General features: G+C 70.6%; 14 protein-coding genes. 3 read left to right on the forward strand and 11 right to left on the reverse strand.

Translation table 11 applies throughout. The features are described 5' to 3' along the window. Positions 1-36 precede the first annotated feature (36 nt). Both rpmA and rplU read right to left on the reverse strand, forming a co-directional pair. Positions 37-294 carry a 50S ribosomal protein L27 gene (gene rpmA / locus KVS71_RS08360; protein WP_025104972.1) on the reverse strand — a complete coding sequence of 86 codons (258 nt, stop codon included), beginning with the start codon at positions 292-294 and terminating at the stop codon, positions 37-39. A gap of 18 nt (positions 295-312) precedes the next feature. After that, complete coding sequence (gene rplU / locus KVS71_RS08365) at positions 313-621, reverse strand: 50S ribosomal protein L21 (RefSeq protein ID WP_025104973.1); 309 nt, start codon at positions 619-621, stop codon at positions 313-315. Between the two features lie 213 nt (positions 622-834). Between rplU and KVS71_RS08370 the strand changes: the two genes are divergently transcribed. Continuing rightward, on the forward strand, positions 835-1,104 hold the full coding sequence (locus KVS71_RS08370; protein ID WP_060921679.1) for a DUF4031 domain-containing protein: 270 nt from the start codon (positions 835-837) through the stop codon (positions 1,102-1,104). Here KVS71_RS08370 and KVS71_RS08375 read toward each other — a convergent pair. Then, the gene (locus tag KVS71_RS08375) at positions 1,066-3,525 is read right to left on the reverse strand and encodes an Rne/Rng family ribonuclease (protein ID WP_217584323.1); all 2,460 of its coding nucleotides are present in this window, start codon (positions 3,523-3,525) and stop codon (positions 1,066-1,068) included. The genes KVS71_RS08370 and KVS71_RS08375 overlap by 39 nt on opposite strands. A gap of 282 nt (positions 3,526-3,807) precedes the next feature. Here KVS71_RS08375 and KVS71_RS08380 point away from each other — a divergent pair, with 282 nt between their 5' ends. Continuing rightward, a complete protein-coding gene (locus tag KVS71_RS08380; protein WP_105949984.1) occupies positions 3,808-4,419 on the forward strand; it encodes a vitamin K epoxide reductase family protein in 612 nt (203 codons plus the stop codon). A gap of 67 nt (positions 4,420-4,486) precedes the next feature. Here the strand turns inward: KVS71_RS08380 and ndk are convergent, their stop codons facing one another. The 5 genes from ndk to KVS71_RS08405 all read right to left on the reverse strand — a co-directional run bounded on the left by ndk (position 4,487) and on the right by KVS71_RS08405 (position 11,307). Continuing rightward, positions 4,487-4,903: a nucleoside-diphosphate kinase gene (gene ndk, locus KVS71_RS08385; RefSeq protein ID WP_105949985.1), complete on the reverse strand. Its 417-nt coding sequence runs from the start codon at positions 4,901-4,903 to the stop codon at positions 4,487-4,489. 1 nt (position 4,904) lies between these two features. Next, positions 4,905-5,321, reverse strand: coding sequence for a DUF4233 domain-containing protein (locus KVS71_RS08390; protein ID WP_231919630.1), 417 nt, complete (start codon positions 5,319-5,321; stop codon positions 4,905-4,907). Then, entirely contained in the window at positions 5,318-6,670 is a 1,353-nt protein-coding gene (locus KVS71_RS08395; protein ID WP_217584324.1) for a folylpolyglutamate synthase/dihydrofolate synthase family protein, read from the reverse strand. The genes KVS71_RS08390 and KVS71_RS08395 overlap by 4 nt, the downstream gene beginning before the upstream one ends. Further along, the gene (gene ileS / locus KVS71_RS08400; RefSeq protein ID WP_217584325.1) at positions 6,667-10,143 is read right to left on the reverse strand and encodes an isoleucine--tRNA ligase; all 3,477 of its coding nucleotides are present in this window, start codon (positions 10,141-10,143) and stop codon (positions 6,667-6,669) included. The genes KVS71_RS08395 and ileS overlap by 4 nt, the downstream gene beginning before the upstream one ends. A 312-nt stretch (positions 10,144-10,455) precedes the next feature. Continuing rightward, the gene (locus KVS71_RS08405; protein WP_254635585.1) at positions 10,456-11,307 is read right to left on the reverse strand and encodes a DUF559 domain-containing protein; all 852 of its coding nucleotides are present in this window, start codon (positions 11,305-11,307) and stop codon (positions 10,456-10,458) included. Between the two features lie 369 nt (positions 11,308-11,676). Between KVS71_RS08405 and KVS71_RS08410 the strand changes: the two genes are divergently transcribed. Continuing rightward, positions 11,677-12,318, forward strand: a complete 642-nt coding sequence (locus tag KVS71_RS08410; RefSeq protein WP_060921673.1) for a pentapeptide repeat-containing protein — start codon at positions 11,677-11,679, stop codon at positions 12,316-12,318. Here KVS71_RS08410 and KVS71_RS08415 read toward each other — a convergent pair. Genes KVS71_RS08415 through KVS71_RS08425 form a run of 3 tightly spaced genes read right to left on the reverse strand, consistent with a single transcriptional unit; the run spans position 12,308 to position 15,569 of the window. After that, complete coding sequence (locus KVS71_RS08415) at positions 12,308-13,816, reverse strand: ABC transporter ATP-binding protein (protein ID WP_217584326.1); 1,509 nt, start codon at positions 13,814-13,816, stop codon at positions 12,308-12,310. The genes KVS71_RS08410 and KVS71_RS08415 overlap by 11 nt on opposite strands. Next, complete coding sequence (locus KVS71_RS08420) at positions 13,813-14,625, reverse strand: ABC transporter permease (RefSeq protein ID WP_060921671.1); 813 nt, start codon at positions 14,623-14,625, stop codon at positions 13,813-13,815. Before KVS71_RS08420 ends, KVS71_RS08415 begins: the two co-directional genes overlap by 4 nt. After that, positions 14,622-15,569 (reverse strand): ABC transporter permease, encoded by a 948-nt coding sequence (locus tag KVS71_RS08425; RefSeq protein WP_105949990.1) that lies wholly within the window; start codon positions 15,567-15,569, stop codon positions 14,622-14,624. The genes KVS71_RS08420 and KVS71_RS08425 overlap by 4 nt, the downstream gene beginning before the upstream one ends. Between the last annotated feature and the right edge of the window lie 3 nt (positions 15,570-15,572).

A 15,572-nucleotide genomic window follows, 5' to 3' on the forward strand; every position in this document is an offset into this window, starting at 1 on the left:
CCCGCCCCGAACCGGATGTTTAGCGTGGTGCTGTGATCACTCAGCAGCAGCGACGATGTTGACGACCTTGCGGCCGCCCTTCGCGCCGAACTCGACCGCACCGGCGGCCAGAGCGAACAGCGTGTCGTCGCCACCACGGCCGACGTTGGCGCCGGGGTGGAAGTGGGTGCCGCGCTGGCGGACGATGATCTCGCCGGCGAGGACCTGCTGACCGCCGAAGCGCTTCACGCCGAGGCGCTGTGCGTTGGAGTCACGACCGTTACGGGTGGAGCTTGCGCCCTTTTTGTGTGCCATGTCCTGGTCTCCTCGGTCTTACTTGATGCCGGTGATCTTGACGCGCGTGAGCTCCTGGCGGTGGCCCTGACGCTTCTTGTAGCCGGTCTTGTTCTTGTACTTCTGGATGACGATCTTCGGGCCGCGGAGGTTGCCGACGACCTCAGCCGTGACGGTGACCTTCGCCAGCGCGTCGGCGTCGGTGGTCACCGTGGAGCCGTCGACGAGCAGCACGGCGGGCAGCTGGATCTTGTCGCCCTGGGCAGCCTGAACACGGTCGAGCTGAACGATGGTGCCGACCTCGACCTTCTCCTGCCGGCCACCGGCGCGCACTACTGCGTAAACCACTTCATACCTGTTTCGTTGGGGAGCACGCGGCTCCGAGAATCTCACGGGAAGACTGTTGCTTGCATGCGTCGCTGGTACGACGGGCGCGAATGCAAGACTCTCCGCTTCGGCCGTCGAGGACGACGCGGCATGCGCACCAAGGGACTACTTTACCGGATGCCGGCTGACCTCGCAAAGTGAGCCGGGCGACGGGGCCGGCCGTAGGCTGACGGAGTGACCGTACTCGTCGACGACCCCCGCTGGCCCGCCCACGGACGCCTGTGGGCGCACCTGGTCAGCGACGACAACCTCGACGAGCTGCACGCGTTCGCCCGCGCGCACGGCATCCCCGCCCGGGCCTTCGACCTCGACCACTACGACGTCCCGGAGGACGCCGTCCCCCGGCTCATCGCCGGCGGTGCACAGCACGTCTCCGGCAAGGAGCTCGTCCGGCGCCTGATCGCCTCAGGCCTCCGGGTCCGCGGACGCGACCGGCGGCACTGAGGCCTCCGAGTTCACGGACACGGGCGTGCCGGAGAGCGCGGCGGTGGTGACCCGACGCCGTCCACGGCCCTGACCCGGCGCTTTGGGCTCCGGAAGCGCGTCCAGCACCGAGTCGAGCAGCTCCTCGGTCGGGGTCTTCGGCCCCTTGCGGTCGCCGCGCTTCTTCCGGGCCTTCTTCGGGCGCTCGGATGCGGGCGCCGGAGCGGACTCGACGACCGGCACCTCGGCGGCCGGTTCACCGGCCGGCGCAATGGTGGAGGCAGCGATCTGCGCGAGGGCGGACTTCGCCCCCTCGGTGATGGCGTGGGTCACAGGCGGTGCGGCGGGCGCGGGGTGATTGTTGCCACCGCCGTTGCCGTTGCCGTTCCCGCGCTGCCGGCGTCCGCCGTTGCCGTTACCGCCGTTGCTGTTGCCGTTGCCGTTCGCGCGGTGCTTCACGACCGGGTCGTGGTGCACGATCACGCCGCGGCCGGCGCAGACCTCGCACGCCTCGCTGAAGGTCTCCAGCAGGCCGAGCCCCAGCTTCTTGCGCGTCATCTGCACGAGCCCGAGCGAGGTGACCTCGGCGACCTGGTGCTTGGTCCGGTCGCGGCTCAGGCATTCGATCAGGCGCCGAAGCACGAGATCGCGGTTGGACTCCAAGACCATGTCGATGAAGTCGACGACGATGATGCCGCCGATGTCGCGCAAGCGGAGCTGGCGGACGATCTCCTCCGCGGCCTCGAGGTTGTTCTTGGTGACGGTCTCCTCGAGGTTTCCGCCCGAGCCGACGAACTTGCCGGTGTTGACGTCGACGACCGTCATGGCCTCGGTGCGGTCGATCACGAGCGAGCCGCCGGAGGGCAGCCACACCTTGCGGTCCAGCGCCTTCTCGATCTGCTCGGTGATGCGGAACGCGTCGAACGGGTCGACGTCGTCCTCATAGGCCTCGACGCGCTCGAGCAGGTCGGGCGCGACGCTCTCCAGGTACGCCCGGATCGTGCGCTGCGACTCCTCGCCCTGGATGAGCATCTTCGTGAAGTCCTCGTTGAAGACGTCACGGACGATCTTCACGAGCAGGTCGGGCTCGGCGTGCAGGAGCGCCGGCGCCTGCTGGCTCTCGACCTGCTTCTGGATGTGCTCCCACTGCGAGGTGAGGCGCTGCACGTCGCGGGTCAGCTGCTCCTCGGTGGCGCCCTCGGCCGCCGTGCGGACGATCACGCCGGACGACTCCGGCAGCACCTCCTTGAGGATGCGCTTGAGACGCGCGCGCTCGTTGTCGGGCAGCTTGCGGCTGATGCCGTTCATCGAGCCGCCGGGCACGTACACGAGGTAGCGGCCGGGCAGCGAGATCTGGCTCGTGAGGCGGGCACCCTTGTGGCCCACCGGGTCCTTGGTGACCTGCACGAGCACGCGATCGCCGGGCTTCAGCGCCAGTTCGATGCGACGGGGCTGGTTGCCGGTCTCGACGCCGTCCCAGTCCACCTCGCCCGAGTAGAGCACGGCGTTGCGGCCGCGACCGATGTCGACGAACGCGGCCTCCATGCTGGGAAGCACGTTCTGCACGCGACCGAGGTAGACGTTGCCGATCAGCGAGGCGTCCTGGTTGCGGGCGACGTAGTGCTCCACGAGCACGCCGTCCTCCAGGACTCCGATCTGCGTGCGGCCGTTCTTGGAGCGCACGACCATCTTGCGGTCGACCGACTCGCGACGCGCGAGGAACTCGGCCTCGGTCACGACCGGACGACGACGACCGGCGTCACGGCCGTCACGACGCCGCTGCTTCTTGGCTTCGAGCCTGGTCGAACCCTTGATCGCCTTCGGCTCGGTGATGTACTCGACGACGCGCTGGCGCTGGCGCGGCTCTTCACGCTGGTCATCGCCCTCGGATCCGCCACGGCGACGGCGCCCGCGGCGCCCTCCCCCGGACTCCTCCTGGTCGCGCTCCGGCGCACGGTCGTCACGACCGGGGCGGGCAGGGAGCGGGACGATCTCCGGTGCATAGAAGTGCAGCTGGGTCGACACCTGCGACACGAAGACCTCGGGCAGCAGTCCGAGCGACACGGCGGTGACGGCCGCGGGCTTCTCCGGCTCGGCCGGGGCCTCGGGCTCAGCCGGAGCCTCGAACTTTGCGGGAGCCTCAGGCTCAGCCGGAGCCTCAGTCTCGGCGGGGGCCTCGGGCTCGGCAGGAGCCTCGGGCTCGGCAGGAGCCTCGGGCTCTGCGGGAGCTTCGGACTCGGCAGGAGCCTCGGGCTCGGCAGGGGCCTCGGGCTCGGCGGCGGCGTCGGACTCCGCAGGGACGTCCTCGGACGGAGCCTGCGCCGCGGAGGTGTCGCTCTCCGCCTCGACGTCTGTGGCGTCGGTGGGCGCCGTCAGCGGCTCCGCGGCATCAGCCGGGGCGTCGAGGGCGGGGGCGTTGTTGTCATTGTTCTCATCGGCCATCTCTGGCGTGCTCCCTGGCACGGTCCACTGCGTGTCCCGTGAAATCTCATGCGGCACCCGCGGGTGCCGCGAACTCAATCGGCCTGCGACCGGCTCATGGCTCTGGTCGCGTGGGGCATGGGCCCCGAAGTCTGCTCGACGCGTGTCGCGGCAACGCCGTTCATCGCATCACAGGTCATTATCGCACCAAGTCGGTCCGATCGCGGCATCCCGTCGGTCCCCGCCCGTTTTCTCCGGGCGGTTCTCGCCCTTTCCATAGCCGTCACTGGGATAATCCTGAGCATGAGCGAGCAGCGCACCCGCCCCGTCGTCTATGCCGTGTGGTTGATCATCGCGAGCGTCATCGGCTGGTACGCCGCCTTCCAGCTCACGGTCGAGAAGTTCGCGCTGCTGGAGAACCCGCAGGAAGCGCTCGGGTGTGACCTCAGCCCGTTCATCCAGTGCAGCACCAACCTGCAGTCGTGGCAGGGCTCGGTCTTCGGCTTCCCGAACCCGATCATCGGCCTCACGGGCTGGATGGCGCCGCTCGTCGTCGGTGTCGCGATCCTCGCCGGCGCACGCTTCCCCCGATGGTTCTGGGCAGCGTTCGGGGTCGGCATCACCTTCGCGTTCGGCCTCGTGTGCTGGCTGATCGCGCAGAGCCTCTACGACCTCTTCGTGCTCTGCCCCTGGTGCATGGTCACCTGGGCGGTGACGATCCCCACCTTCTTCGCCACCATGGTCCACCTGGCCCGCAACGGCACGTTCACGAGCAATGCGAAGGTCCGCGCGGGCGCCGACAAGCTCATGCCGTGGGTGCCGCTGGCGACCGTCGTCGCCTATGCGCTGATCATCTTCCTCGCGCAGCTGCAGGGCCTCGACTTCCTCGGCGAGATGGCGAAGATCCTCTTCTGATCTCTCCATGAGAACGACGAAGCCCGTCCGCCATTCCGGCGGACGGGCTTCGTCGTGAGGATCGGGGTCAGTCGAACCAGATGCCCAGCTCGCGAGTGGCCGACTCGGGGCTGTCCGAGCCGTGCACGAGGTTCTGCTGCACCTTGAGGCCCCAGTCGCGACCGAAGTCACCACGGATGGTGCCCGGCGCGGCGGTCGTGGGGTCGGTCGTGCCGGCGAGGGAGCGGAAGCCCTCGATGACGCGGTTGCCCGCGAGGCGGATCGCCACGGAGGGACCGGACATCATGAACTCGAGAAGGGGCTCGTAGAACGGCTTGCCCTCGTGCTCGGCGTAGTGCGCGGCGAGGAGGTCGCGGTCGGGCTCGACGAGGCGGATGTCGACGAGGGCGTATCCCTTCGCCTCGATGCGGGCGAGGATCGTGCCGGTGAGGCCGCGGGCGACACCGTCCGGCTTGACGAGGACGAGGGTTTCTTCGGTGGCCATGTCATTCACTCTCTGTGTCTGCGTTCTGCGCGGTCGGAGCCCCGCTCGGGCGTCGTGCGTCCAGGCGGGCCCCCATGATGGTCGCATACGCCCACATGCCGCCGAAAATCAGGACGACGAGAAGCACCGCGGGGACGGCGATGGCCGACAGCGCGACCACGATCTGCACGATCCATCCGGCGGGGATCGCCCAGGGCTTCGTGATCATGCCCGCGATGACGACGCAGGCCACGGCCACGACGGCACCGCCCACGATCCCCCACCACTGCTCGATGCCGGCGGGCAGAGCCTTCAAGCCGAAGATGGTGAGACCGACGAGGAAGACGACGATCGCCTCGAAGCCGAGCACCACCGGGGCGAGCTTCTGCACGAGGGTGCGCGGGGCGCGCGGTCGACGCGGGGCGGCGGCGGCACTCATGCGCGCCACCCCGACTTCCAGTCCTCCTCCTCGGAGAGCGCGATCGCCTCACCCGCGAGCACGACGGAGCCGGCGATGACCACGGCCCGACGATCCGACGAGGCCGCCCATTCCCGGGCCGCGTCCGCGGCGTCGGCGAGCGACGGGTGCACGGTGGCGCGCTGTCCGGCCTGTTCGACGAGGTCCGCGATGAGGTCGGCATCGCTGGCGCGGTCCGACTCCGGCGCGGTCGCGAAGACGTGCGCAGCGGCCGGTGCGAGCCGCGCGACGATCCCCGCCGCGTCCTTGTCCGCGAGGACGCCGAGCACGAGGCCCCACTCGTCGAAGTCGAAGCTGTCGTCGAGCGCCTGGGCGAGCGCCGCGGCCCCGTGCGGGTTGTGCGCGGCGTCGACGATGACGGTGGGGGCGATGCCGAGGAGCTGCAGCCGGCCGGGAGACGTGCTGCCCTGGAGTCCGTCGGAGATCACGCCGCCGGCGATCGCCTGACCGGCGCCGCCGATGAGCGACTCGACGGCGGCGACGGCCAGGGCGGCGTTGTGACCCTGGTGCGCGCCGTACAGCGGCAGGTACTCCTCCTCGTACTGCCCCGCGAGGCCCCGGATGGTGAGGAGTTGGCCGCCGACCGCGAGCTTCTGCTCGGCGAGCCCGAAGTCCTCGCCTTCGAAGGCGATGGTGGCATGACGCTCCGCGGCCACACGGCGCAGCACCTCGGCGGCCTCGGCGGGCTGCTGGGCGGAGACGACGGCGGCGCCCTCCTTGATGATGCCGGCCTTGACCCGGGCGATCTCGGCGATCGTGCTCCCCAGGCGGTCCGCGTGGTCGATGTCGATCGGAGCGAACACCGCCACGTCGCCGTCGGCGGTGTTCGTGGAGTCCCACTCGCCACCCATGCCGACCTCGAGGACGAGCACGTCGACGGGCGCGTCGGCGACCGCGACGAAGGCGAGGACCGTGAGCAGCTCGAAGAACGTCAGCGGGGCCTCCCCCGCCGCCTCGAGCTCGGCGTCGACGATCCCCACGAACGGTTCGATCTCGTCCCAGGCATCGGCGACGGCCTCGTCGGCGATCGGCTCGCCGTCGATCATGATGCGCTCGGTGAAGCGCTCCAGGTGCGGACTCGTGAACAGGCCGGTGCGCAGATCATGGGCGCGCAGCAGGCTCTCGATCATCCGCGCGGTCGACGTCTTGCCGTTGGTGCCGGTGATGTGGATGACGCGGTAGGTGCGCTGCGGATCGTCGAGGTACTCGAGGATCCGCGCCGTCCGCTCCTTGCGCGGCTGCACCCAGCGTTCCCCGGCACGGCTCAGCAGCGTCTCGTAGACGGCGTCGGCCCGGTCTCTCGCACTCATGCGCCCACCTTCTCCAGGTTCGTGTCGATCGTGACGAGGAGCGGCGCCTTCCCGGCCCCGAGGGCCTTCGCCCCGCTCCGATGCACGCCGTCTCCGGGGCTGGTGACCTCGTCGACGAGCCGGTCGAGGTCGTCGGTCGGCTGCACGGCGAACGCCACGGCGAGCGTCTCGGCGGCGATGAGGTCGGCATGGGTCTCCAGCGCCGCCGCCTCCGCGGGGGCGGCGTTGAGGGCCAGCACGATCCGGTCGCTGACGTCGAGTCCCGCATTCTTGCGCGCCTCCTGCACGACGCGGATGGCGTCGCGGGCGATGCCCTCCGCCTCCAGCTCCGGCGTCGTGTCGGTGTCGAGAAGGACGAAGCCGCCGGACGGGACGATGGCCAGGGCCTCCCCCTCGGGGCGACCCGTGGTCTCGAGGACGAGGTCGTACTCAGCGGGCTCCAGAGCGATGCCGCCGGCGGTCACGACGCCGTCGGTCTCGGACCAGTCACCCGAGCGCGCGGCCTGGATGGCCTTCTGCACGTCCTTGCCGAGGCGCGGACCCGCAGCGCGGGCGTTCACGCTCAGCCGGTGGCTGATGCCGTACTCCCCCGCCGCCTCGTCGGTCAGCGGGACGAGCTCGACGGTCTTCACGTTGAGCTCCTCGCGGAGGATGTCCTCGAACTGGCCGAGGTCGGCCGCGAGCGGAGAGACCACCGTGAGCCGTGCGAGCGGCAGCCGCACGCGCAGCTTCTCCTTCTTGCGCAGCGCGTTACCGACGCTCGACAGCTCACGGACGGCATCCATGGCGTCGCGGATCTCGTCGGCGGCGGGGAACTGATCCGCATCGGGCCAGTCCTGCAGGTGCACGCTGCGCCCGCCGGTGAGGCCCTGCCACACGCGCTCGCTGATGAGCGGGACGAGCGGCGCGGCCACGCGGCACAGGGTCTCCAGCACCGTGTAGAGCGTGTCGAAGGCCTCGCGGCTCTTCGGGTCGTCCGTCACGCCCACCCAGAACCGGTCCCGCGAGCGGCGGATGTACCAGTTCGTCAGCACCTCGGCGAAGTCACGCAGTCGCGCGGACGCGGTGGTCGAGTCCAGACCTTCCAGATCGGCCCGGACCTCGCGAACGAGGTCGCCCAGCCGCGCGAGGATGTACCGGTCGAGGACGTCGGTCGAGTCGGTGCGCCACGACGCCTCGTACCCGCCTCCCTGGGTCGCGGAGCCTGCTCCTCCCTGGGCTGCTGAGCCTGCTCCTCCCTGGGTTGCCGAGCCTGCTCCTCCCTGGGCTGCTGAGCCTGTCGAAGCATTCGCATACGTCGCGAAGAAGTACCACGAGTTCCACAGCGGCAGCAGGAATTCGCGCACGCCGGACCGGATGCCCTCCTCGGTGACGATGAGGTTGCCTCCGCGGAGCACTGCGCTGGACATCAGGAACCAGCGCATCGCGTCGGACCCGTCGCGGTCCAGCACCTCCGACACGTCCGGATAGTTCCGCAGCGACTTCGACATCTTGTAGCCGTCGCTGCCGAGCACGATGCCGTGGCAGCTGACGCCCGTGAACGCCGGGCGGTTGAACAGCGCCGTCGAGAGCACGTGCATGACGTAGAACCAGCCGCGGGTCTGGCCGATGTACTCCACGATGAAGTCCGCCGGGGAGTGCGAGTCGAACCACTCCTGGTTCTCGAACGGATAGTGCACCTGGGCGTAGGGCATCGAGCCGGAGTCGAACCACACGTCGAAGACGTCGCCGATGCGCCGCATCGTGCTCTTGCCCGTGGGGTCGTCCGGGTTCGGCCTGGTCAGATCGTCGATGTAGGGGCGGTGCAGATCCACCTCGCCCTCGGGATTCCGCGGCAGCGTGCCGAAGTCGCGCTCCAGCTCCTCCAGCGAGCCGTAGGCGTCGACGCGTGGGTACTCCGGGTCGTCGCTCTTCCAGATCGGGATGGGCGAGCCCCAGTAGCGGTTGCGGCTGATCGACCAGTCGCGGGCGCCCTCGAGCCACTTGCCGAACTGCCCCTCCTTCACGTTCTCCGGCACCCAGGTGATCTGCTCGTTGTTCGCGAGGAGGTCGTCCTTGATGTCGGTGACCCGGATGAACCAGCTCGACACGGCCTTGTAGATGAGAGGGTTCCGGCAGCGCCAGCAGTGCGGGTAGGAGTGCTCGTAGCTCTGCAGCCGGACCAGGCGGCCGTTGTCCCGGATGATCCGCACGAGCGGGGTGTTCGCGTCCATCCACAGCTCGCCCGCGACATCCGTGACGTTCGGGAGGAAGCGCCCGCCGTCGTCGAGCGACAGGATCGTCGGGATGCCCGCGGCGCCGGCGACGCGCTGGTCGTCCTCACCGTAGGCCGGTGCCTGGTGGACGATGCCGGTGCCGTCGGTGGTGGTCACATAGTCGTCGACGAGGATGCGCCAGGCGTTCCCCGTGCCGTAGGTCTCCTCGTCCGCGTAGTAGTCGAACAGGCGGTCGTAGGTGACGTCGGCCAGCTCCGCACCGCGCAGCGTGGCGTCGACCGCGGCGAGCGCGTCCTCCGGGCTCTCGTAACCGAGATCCTTGGCGTATCCGCCGAGCAGGTCCTTCGCGAGCAGGTAGCGGTGTGCGGAGGCCTCGACCGCGAGCTGGTCGGCCGAGGGAGCGGCGCGGCCCTGGTGCACGTCGGAGGCGCCGGCGGGACCGGCGGGCAGCACCACGTACTCGATGTCCGGCCCCACGGCGAGCGCGAGGTTGGTCGGCAGGGTCCACGGGGTCGTCGTCCAGGCGAGGGCGCGCACGCCGGTGAGGCCCAGCGCCTCGGCCTTCGCGCCGGTGAGCGGGAAGGTGACGGTGACCGACGGGTCCTGTCGCATCTGGTAGACGTCGTCGTCCATGCGCAGCTCGTGGGCGGACAGCGGCGTCTCATCGCGCCAGCAGTACGGGAGGACGCGGTAGCCCTCGTAAGCGAGCCCCTTGTCGTACAGGGTCTTGAAGGCCCAGAGCACGCTCTCCATGTAGCCGAGGTCGAGCGTCTTGTAGCCGCGCTCGAAGTCCACCCACCGGGCCTGGCGGGTGACGTAGTCCTCCCACTCCCGCGTGTACTTCAGGACCGAGGAGCGCGCCTTCTCGTTGAAGACGTCGATCCCCATCTCCTCGATCTCGCTCTTCTCGGTGATCCCGAGCTGCTTCATCGCCTCGAGCTCGGCCGGGAGCCCGTGGGTGTCCCATCCGAAGACGCGGTCGACCTTGTGCCCGATCATCGTCTGGAAGCGCGGGAACACGTCCTTGGCGTAGCCCGTGAGCAGGTGGCCGTAGTGCGGCAGACCGTTCGCGAAGGGAGGGCCGTCGTAGAACACCCACTCGGGAGCGCCTTCGCGCTGCTCGATGGAGGCGCGGAAGGTGTCGTCGGTCTTCCAAAAGTCGAGCACCTCCTCCTCGATCTGCGGGAAGCGGGGGCTCGGCGCCACAGTGGTGGCCTGGTCGGCAGCGGGGCCGAAGGAGGAGCGCGGGTAGGTCATGGTCTCTCGCAGTGGTCGTCGTGGCGGATGCTGCTGCGAGGACGATCCTCGCGGACCGCGGTACCACCTCGCGTGCCCCTGCGTCCCCTCGACAAGCTCAGAGACCCACGGACCACTCTCACTGCGGCTGTGACGGGCCTGCCCCGCTCGGTTCTACTGAGTCCGTCGCCGGACCGTTCTTCCGAGAGCTCCCCGGTGATGGCCGGATCGATGCTCGTGTGCCCATTGTACGCGTGCTCCTCCTCCCGCGGATTCTCTTCCACGTCGCAGGTTCTGGAGACATCCCTGCGACCCGGAGTGGGATCTGCGACATCACGCCGTGCGAGCACGATGCAGTCCCTGGGCGACGGCCCGCATGAGGAGGTCCTGCACCGCGGGCCACTCGTCCATCACCTGGTGATAGCCCAGACGGATGACGTGGTAGCCGCGCAGCTTCAGCTCCGCATCGTGACGGTTGTCCTGGTCGCGCTGGGCTCCGACATGGGTGCCGCCGTCGATCTGCAGCACGAGCCGCTCGCCGATCAGGGCGTCCACCCGATGCCCGGCGATCCACGTCTGGAAGCGCAGCGGCAGCCGGAGCCAGCGCAGTCGCACGCGCAGGTAGGTCTCGAGCCCCGCATCCGCGAACGGCAGCGCCTCGGCCAGGAGCCGCCGCGCGCGCGGTCCCCAGCGGAGTCGGAGCAGCCTCTCTCGATCGACGAGCCCCTTGTTCAATGCCGACTCCCAGGTCGCGAGCGCCTGTTCGTACGGCTCGCACGTGGACACCAGGCTCAGCACATTCTCGATCGGGTCCTCCAGCGCATCGGGGTGTCGCGGGACCAGAGGCCGAGCCCAGTGCACGCGGGCCTCCGGCGGCTTCCCGCCCCGGCTGCCCGGGCTGGCGGCGAGGTGAAGGCGCGGTCTCTCGTCGTGCACCCAGATGCCCAGCCGCCGCGCCTGCGTCACGCACGTCAGCAGAACACCGTGCTGCGCCGCGGTCACCCGACGCGGATCGGCACCGGGCAGCGCCACCCACCCGACTCGCACCCGCTGGATCACCCGCTCCGCGACCGCCGTCTCGAGGTCGTACCGGCTGACCCCGCGATCCCGGAGCCTCTCGACCCGTGCGACTCCGTCGACCTCGCGCATCGCCTGCAGCAGCCGTGCCCGCCTCATCCCGTTCATGCTCTCGATGCTGCTCCCCACCCCCTCCCTCGTTCCCTGTCTCGGCCAACTCCTCCCACCCTCTGTGCACAACTCCCCCACTCCCTCTCCTGTGCAGCCCGAGTCCTTCTCCTCCGTACCCCACCCGATGTCGCAGATTCACGCGCACGTCGGAGGAACCTGCCGAGGGCCTGCGACGCGGCGCAGATCAGCGAGCTCCCGCAGGCAGAGTCCCGGAGCCACGGAGCCGAGGTGGGCCGGGGTGAGGTCGCAGATCGGGACTCCTGTCGCAGGGGCTGCGAGGGAGAGTGCGAGTCAGTGAGGATCTGCGAGCTGGGAGCCGGAGCAGGGAGGAGCGAGGGTGTCGGAGGGAGGACATAGCCTCGGAGGATGCCGAACTCCCCGACCGCGCCCCGTGTGTCCGCGCCCGACCTGCCGCCCGTGCTGGAGCCGCGTGAAGCCGCGCGCCGGGCTGACCTCCTCGCCGCCGCGCTGGAGCTCACCGGCACCGTCGACCTCGCGTACGCCACGCTCGAGCAGTGCGCGGTGCAGGCCGACGCCGACAGCATCGACCTCACCGGGGCCACGCTCCTCGACGTCGACCTGCCCGAGCCGCGCATCGCGTCGCTCCGGCTGCGGAACGCGAGCATCCGTCGACTCCGGATCACGGGCGGCCGCATCGGGACCCTCGACCTCGGCGACGCCCGCGTGGCCGAGCTCGAGCTTCGGGACGTGCGCATCGACTACCTGAACCTGGGCGCCGCCCGCGCCGAAGACGTCGACGTTGTGGGATGCGCCGTCCGCACGATCGACATCCCGCAGGCCGAACTGATGCGTGTCCGGTTCCAGGCCACGCGCAGCGACGAGGTCGACCCCCGGGGCCTGCGCGCGAAGGACGTGGACCTCCGCGGCCTCGACGCGCTCTCCTACCTCGACGTCCAGAGCCTGCGGGGCACCACCCTCTCGTCGGTGCAGGTGCAGCAACTCGCGCCCGTGATGGCGGCCGGGCTCGGGATCACCGTCACGGACTGACGGGGCCGCTCGCCGCGAGCAGCTCCCGGGTGAACGGATGCTGCGGCGCCGCGAACACCGCCGCCGTGGGCCCCTGCTCGACGATCCGGCCGTCCTGCATGACCAGGACGTCGTCCGCGACGGCGCCGACGACGTCGAGGTCGTGGGAGACGAACACCATTGTGAGCCGCCGCTCCTCCTGCACCCGCGCGAGGAGCCGGAGCACCCGCTCCCGTACCGACGGGTCGAGAGCGGAGACGGGCTCGTCCAGCACCAGCACGTCCGGGTCCGCCGCGAGAGCCCGCGCCAGGGCCGCCCGCTGCCGCTGCCCGCCTGACAGCGCCGCCGGTCGTCGTTCCACGACGCTCTCGTCGAGCCCGACCTCCGCGAGCAGCGCCGCGACCCGCATCCGACGCGCGCCGCGCGGCACCCCTCCCGCCTCCAGAGCCTCCTCCAGGGACCGCCCGACCGTCCACCGCGGGTCGAAGGCGCCGAGCGGGTTCTGGTGCACGAGCTGCACCCGTGGTGCCCCGGTCCACCGCAGCACTCCGGTGTCCGGCCTCTCGACGCCCACCAGCATCCGGGCGAGGGTCGTCTTGCCCGATCCGGATTCGCCGACGATGCCGAGCGTCCGCCCGGCGGGCACCGTGAACGACGCATCGACGACCGCGGGGACCCCGCCGAACGTCTTGGACACGTCGTCGGCGACCACCACGGCCTCCGAGGACGCCGCACGCTCCTCCCGCGGCTCGTGCATCGTCGCCGCGAGGAGCTGCCGGGTGTACGGGTGGCGAGGGGCGGCCAGTACCTCCGCGACCGGGCCGGACTCCACGATCCGGCCGTCCTTCATCACCAGCACCCGATCCGCCACTCGCCGCACCGCCGCGAAGTCGTGACTGATAAAGACCACGGCGGTGCCGTCGTCGGCGATCTCCCGCAGGAGCACGAGGATCCGGGCCTGCACAGTCGCGTCTAGAGCCGTGGTGGGCTCATCCGCGACGAGCACCGCGGGGCTCCCGGCCAGCGCCGAGGCGATGAGCGCGCGCTGCCGCAATCCTCCGGAGAGCTCCTGCGGACGCTGCCGTGCACGGCGGTCGGGGTCGGGCATCCACACCCGTCCGAGAAGCTCCCGCACCCGCGCAGCGAGGGCCGCGCGCCCGCGCACGAGGCGGTGCAGCCGCAGCGGCTCGGCGATCTCGTCCGCGATCCGTCGCAACGGGTCCAGGGATACGAGGGCGTCCTGCGACACGAGGCCGATCCCGGTTCCCCGGAGCCGCCGCCAGCCGCGCTCGGTCAGCGCGGCGGCATCCACCCCGTCGATGCGGAGCCGGTCGACGGCGACGTCGGCCGTCGACGGCGTGAGGCCGAGCAGAGCGCGAGCTGAGAGCGACTTCCCCGCCCCCGACTCCCCCACGATCGCCAGGCACTCGCCGGCATCCACCGCGAACGAGACGTCCTCCACGACGGGAGTCCCCGCGAAGGCGATCCGCAGCCCCTCGACCTCCAGCGCCGCACTCATGCGTCCCTCCCCTCCGCCCGAGCCCGGAGGATCCGACCGATCACCGTCGCGCACACCACCGTCAGCGTGATCGCGAGACCGGGGAAGACCGACACCCACCACGCCTGCCCGAGCACGTTGCGACCGCCGGCGAGCATGAGGCCCCACTCCGGAGTCGGCTCGGACGGCCCCAGGCCCAGGAAGCTCAGTCCGGCGGCGGCGAGGATGCTCGACCCGATGCCGATGGTCGCCAGCACGCTCAGCGATCCCAGCACTCCCGGGATCACGTGCCGGCGGAACGCCCGCAGCGGCGGCACGCCGAGGATGCGGGCGGCCTCGACGTGCTCCGCCACGCGGAGCGTCCGGGTCTGCACGCGGGCGAGCCGCACGTACACGGGTGCGGCCGCCAGCGTCACCGCGATGGCGATGTTCACCGGGCCCGGTCCCAGCACGGCCACCACGACGAGCGCCACCAGGAACTCCGGGAACGCCATGAGCACGTCGTTGACGCGCATGAGCGTGATGTCCACGCCCCGCGGCGACATGCCGGCGAGCGCCCCCACCAGCAGGCCGGCGGCGAGGGCGATGGCGGTGGCGAGAAGTCCGATCCCGACCGAGCGCCCCGCGCCGAACACCACGCGGGAGTACACGTCGCGGCCGCTCTGATCGGTGCCGAAGAGGTGCTCGGCACTCGGCGGCAGCAGAGCGGCCCGCACCTCGGTCTGCAGCGGATCGTGCGTGGCGAGCAGCCCCGGCCAGAGGGCGGCGACGGCGACCACGACCAGCACGACCGCGGCGGAGCCCAGCAGGAACCGCTGCCCCCGACTCATCGGACGACTCCCGGTCGGGAGGAGGCGGCGACGCGGGGGTCGATCAGCGGATGCACGAGCTCCACCACCACGTTGATGACGACGAAGACGAGAGCGCTCAGCAGGATGATCCCGGTGAGGACGGGGAGATCCCGGTCGTTGATGGCGGCGAGAGTGACCCGCCCCAGGCCGGGCCGGGCGAACACGGTCTCGACGAGAACCGCGCCCCCGAGGACCGAGCCGGTGAGATAGGCCGCGAGGGTGACCGCCGACGCGGCGCCGTGCCGCACCCCGTGCCGCAGCGTGAACCAGGTCGGCCCGGCGCCCCGCGCGCGGACCGTCTCCGCGAACGGCATCCGCTCCGCCTGCATCAACCCGTCGCGCAGCACCTGGCTGAGCAGCGCCGCGACCGGGAGGGCGAGCGTGATCGCCGGCAGGACGATGGTCGCCGGATTGCGGGTGCCCGAGACGGGGAACCACCCCAGTCCGAACGCGAAGACGCTGAGCAGCAGCAGCCCGATCCAGAACACCGGCGAGGAGAGCACCACGAGCTCGACGCCGGCGGCGACGGTACGCCCGACACGGCCCCGCACGAAGACCGCGACCGCGAGGGCGAGGACGACGGCGATCCCCAGCGCCAGGGCCGAGAGCTGCACGGTCGCGCCGAGCTGCCGTCCGATGACCTCGGTCACCGGCAGCCGCAGCTGGTACGACTCGCCGAGGTCGCCGCGGGCGAGCTGCCCGATGAAGCCGACGTACTGCTCCAGCGGCGGACGGTCGAGCCCGAGATCGGCGCGGATGCCGTCCTTGACGACCTCGCTCACCTGCGCCTGCGGCCCCAGCATCACCGAGACCGGGTCGCCGGGGATCACCCGGAAGGCCAGGAACGCGACCGTCGCGGCGCCCCACAGCACGATGACCACCGAGGCGACGAGCCCGAGGGCACGGCCGAGCACCGCCTTCACGGT

This window comes from Microbacterium sp. GbtcB4, assembly GCF_019091465.1.
GTDB classification, from domain to species: domain Bacteria; phylum Actinomycetota; class Actinomycetes; order Actinomycetales; family Microbacteriaceae; genus Microbacterium; species Microbacterium paraoxydans.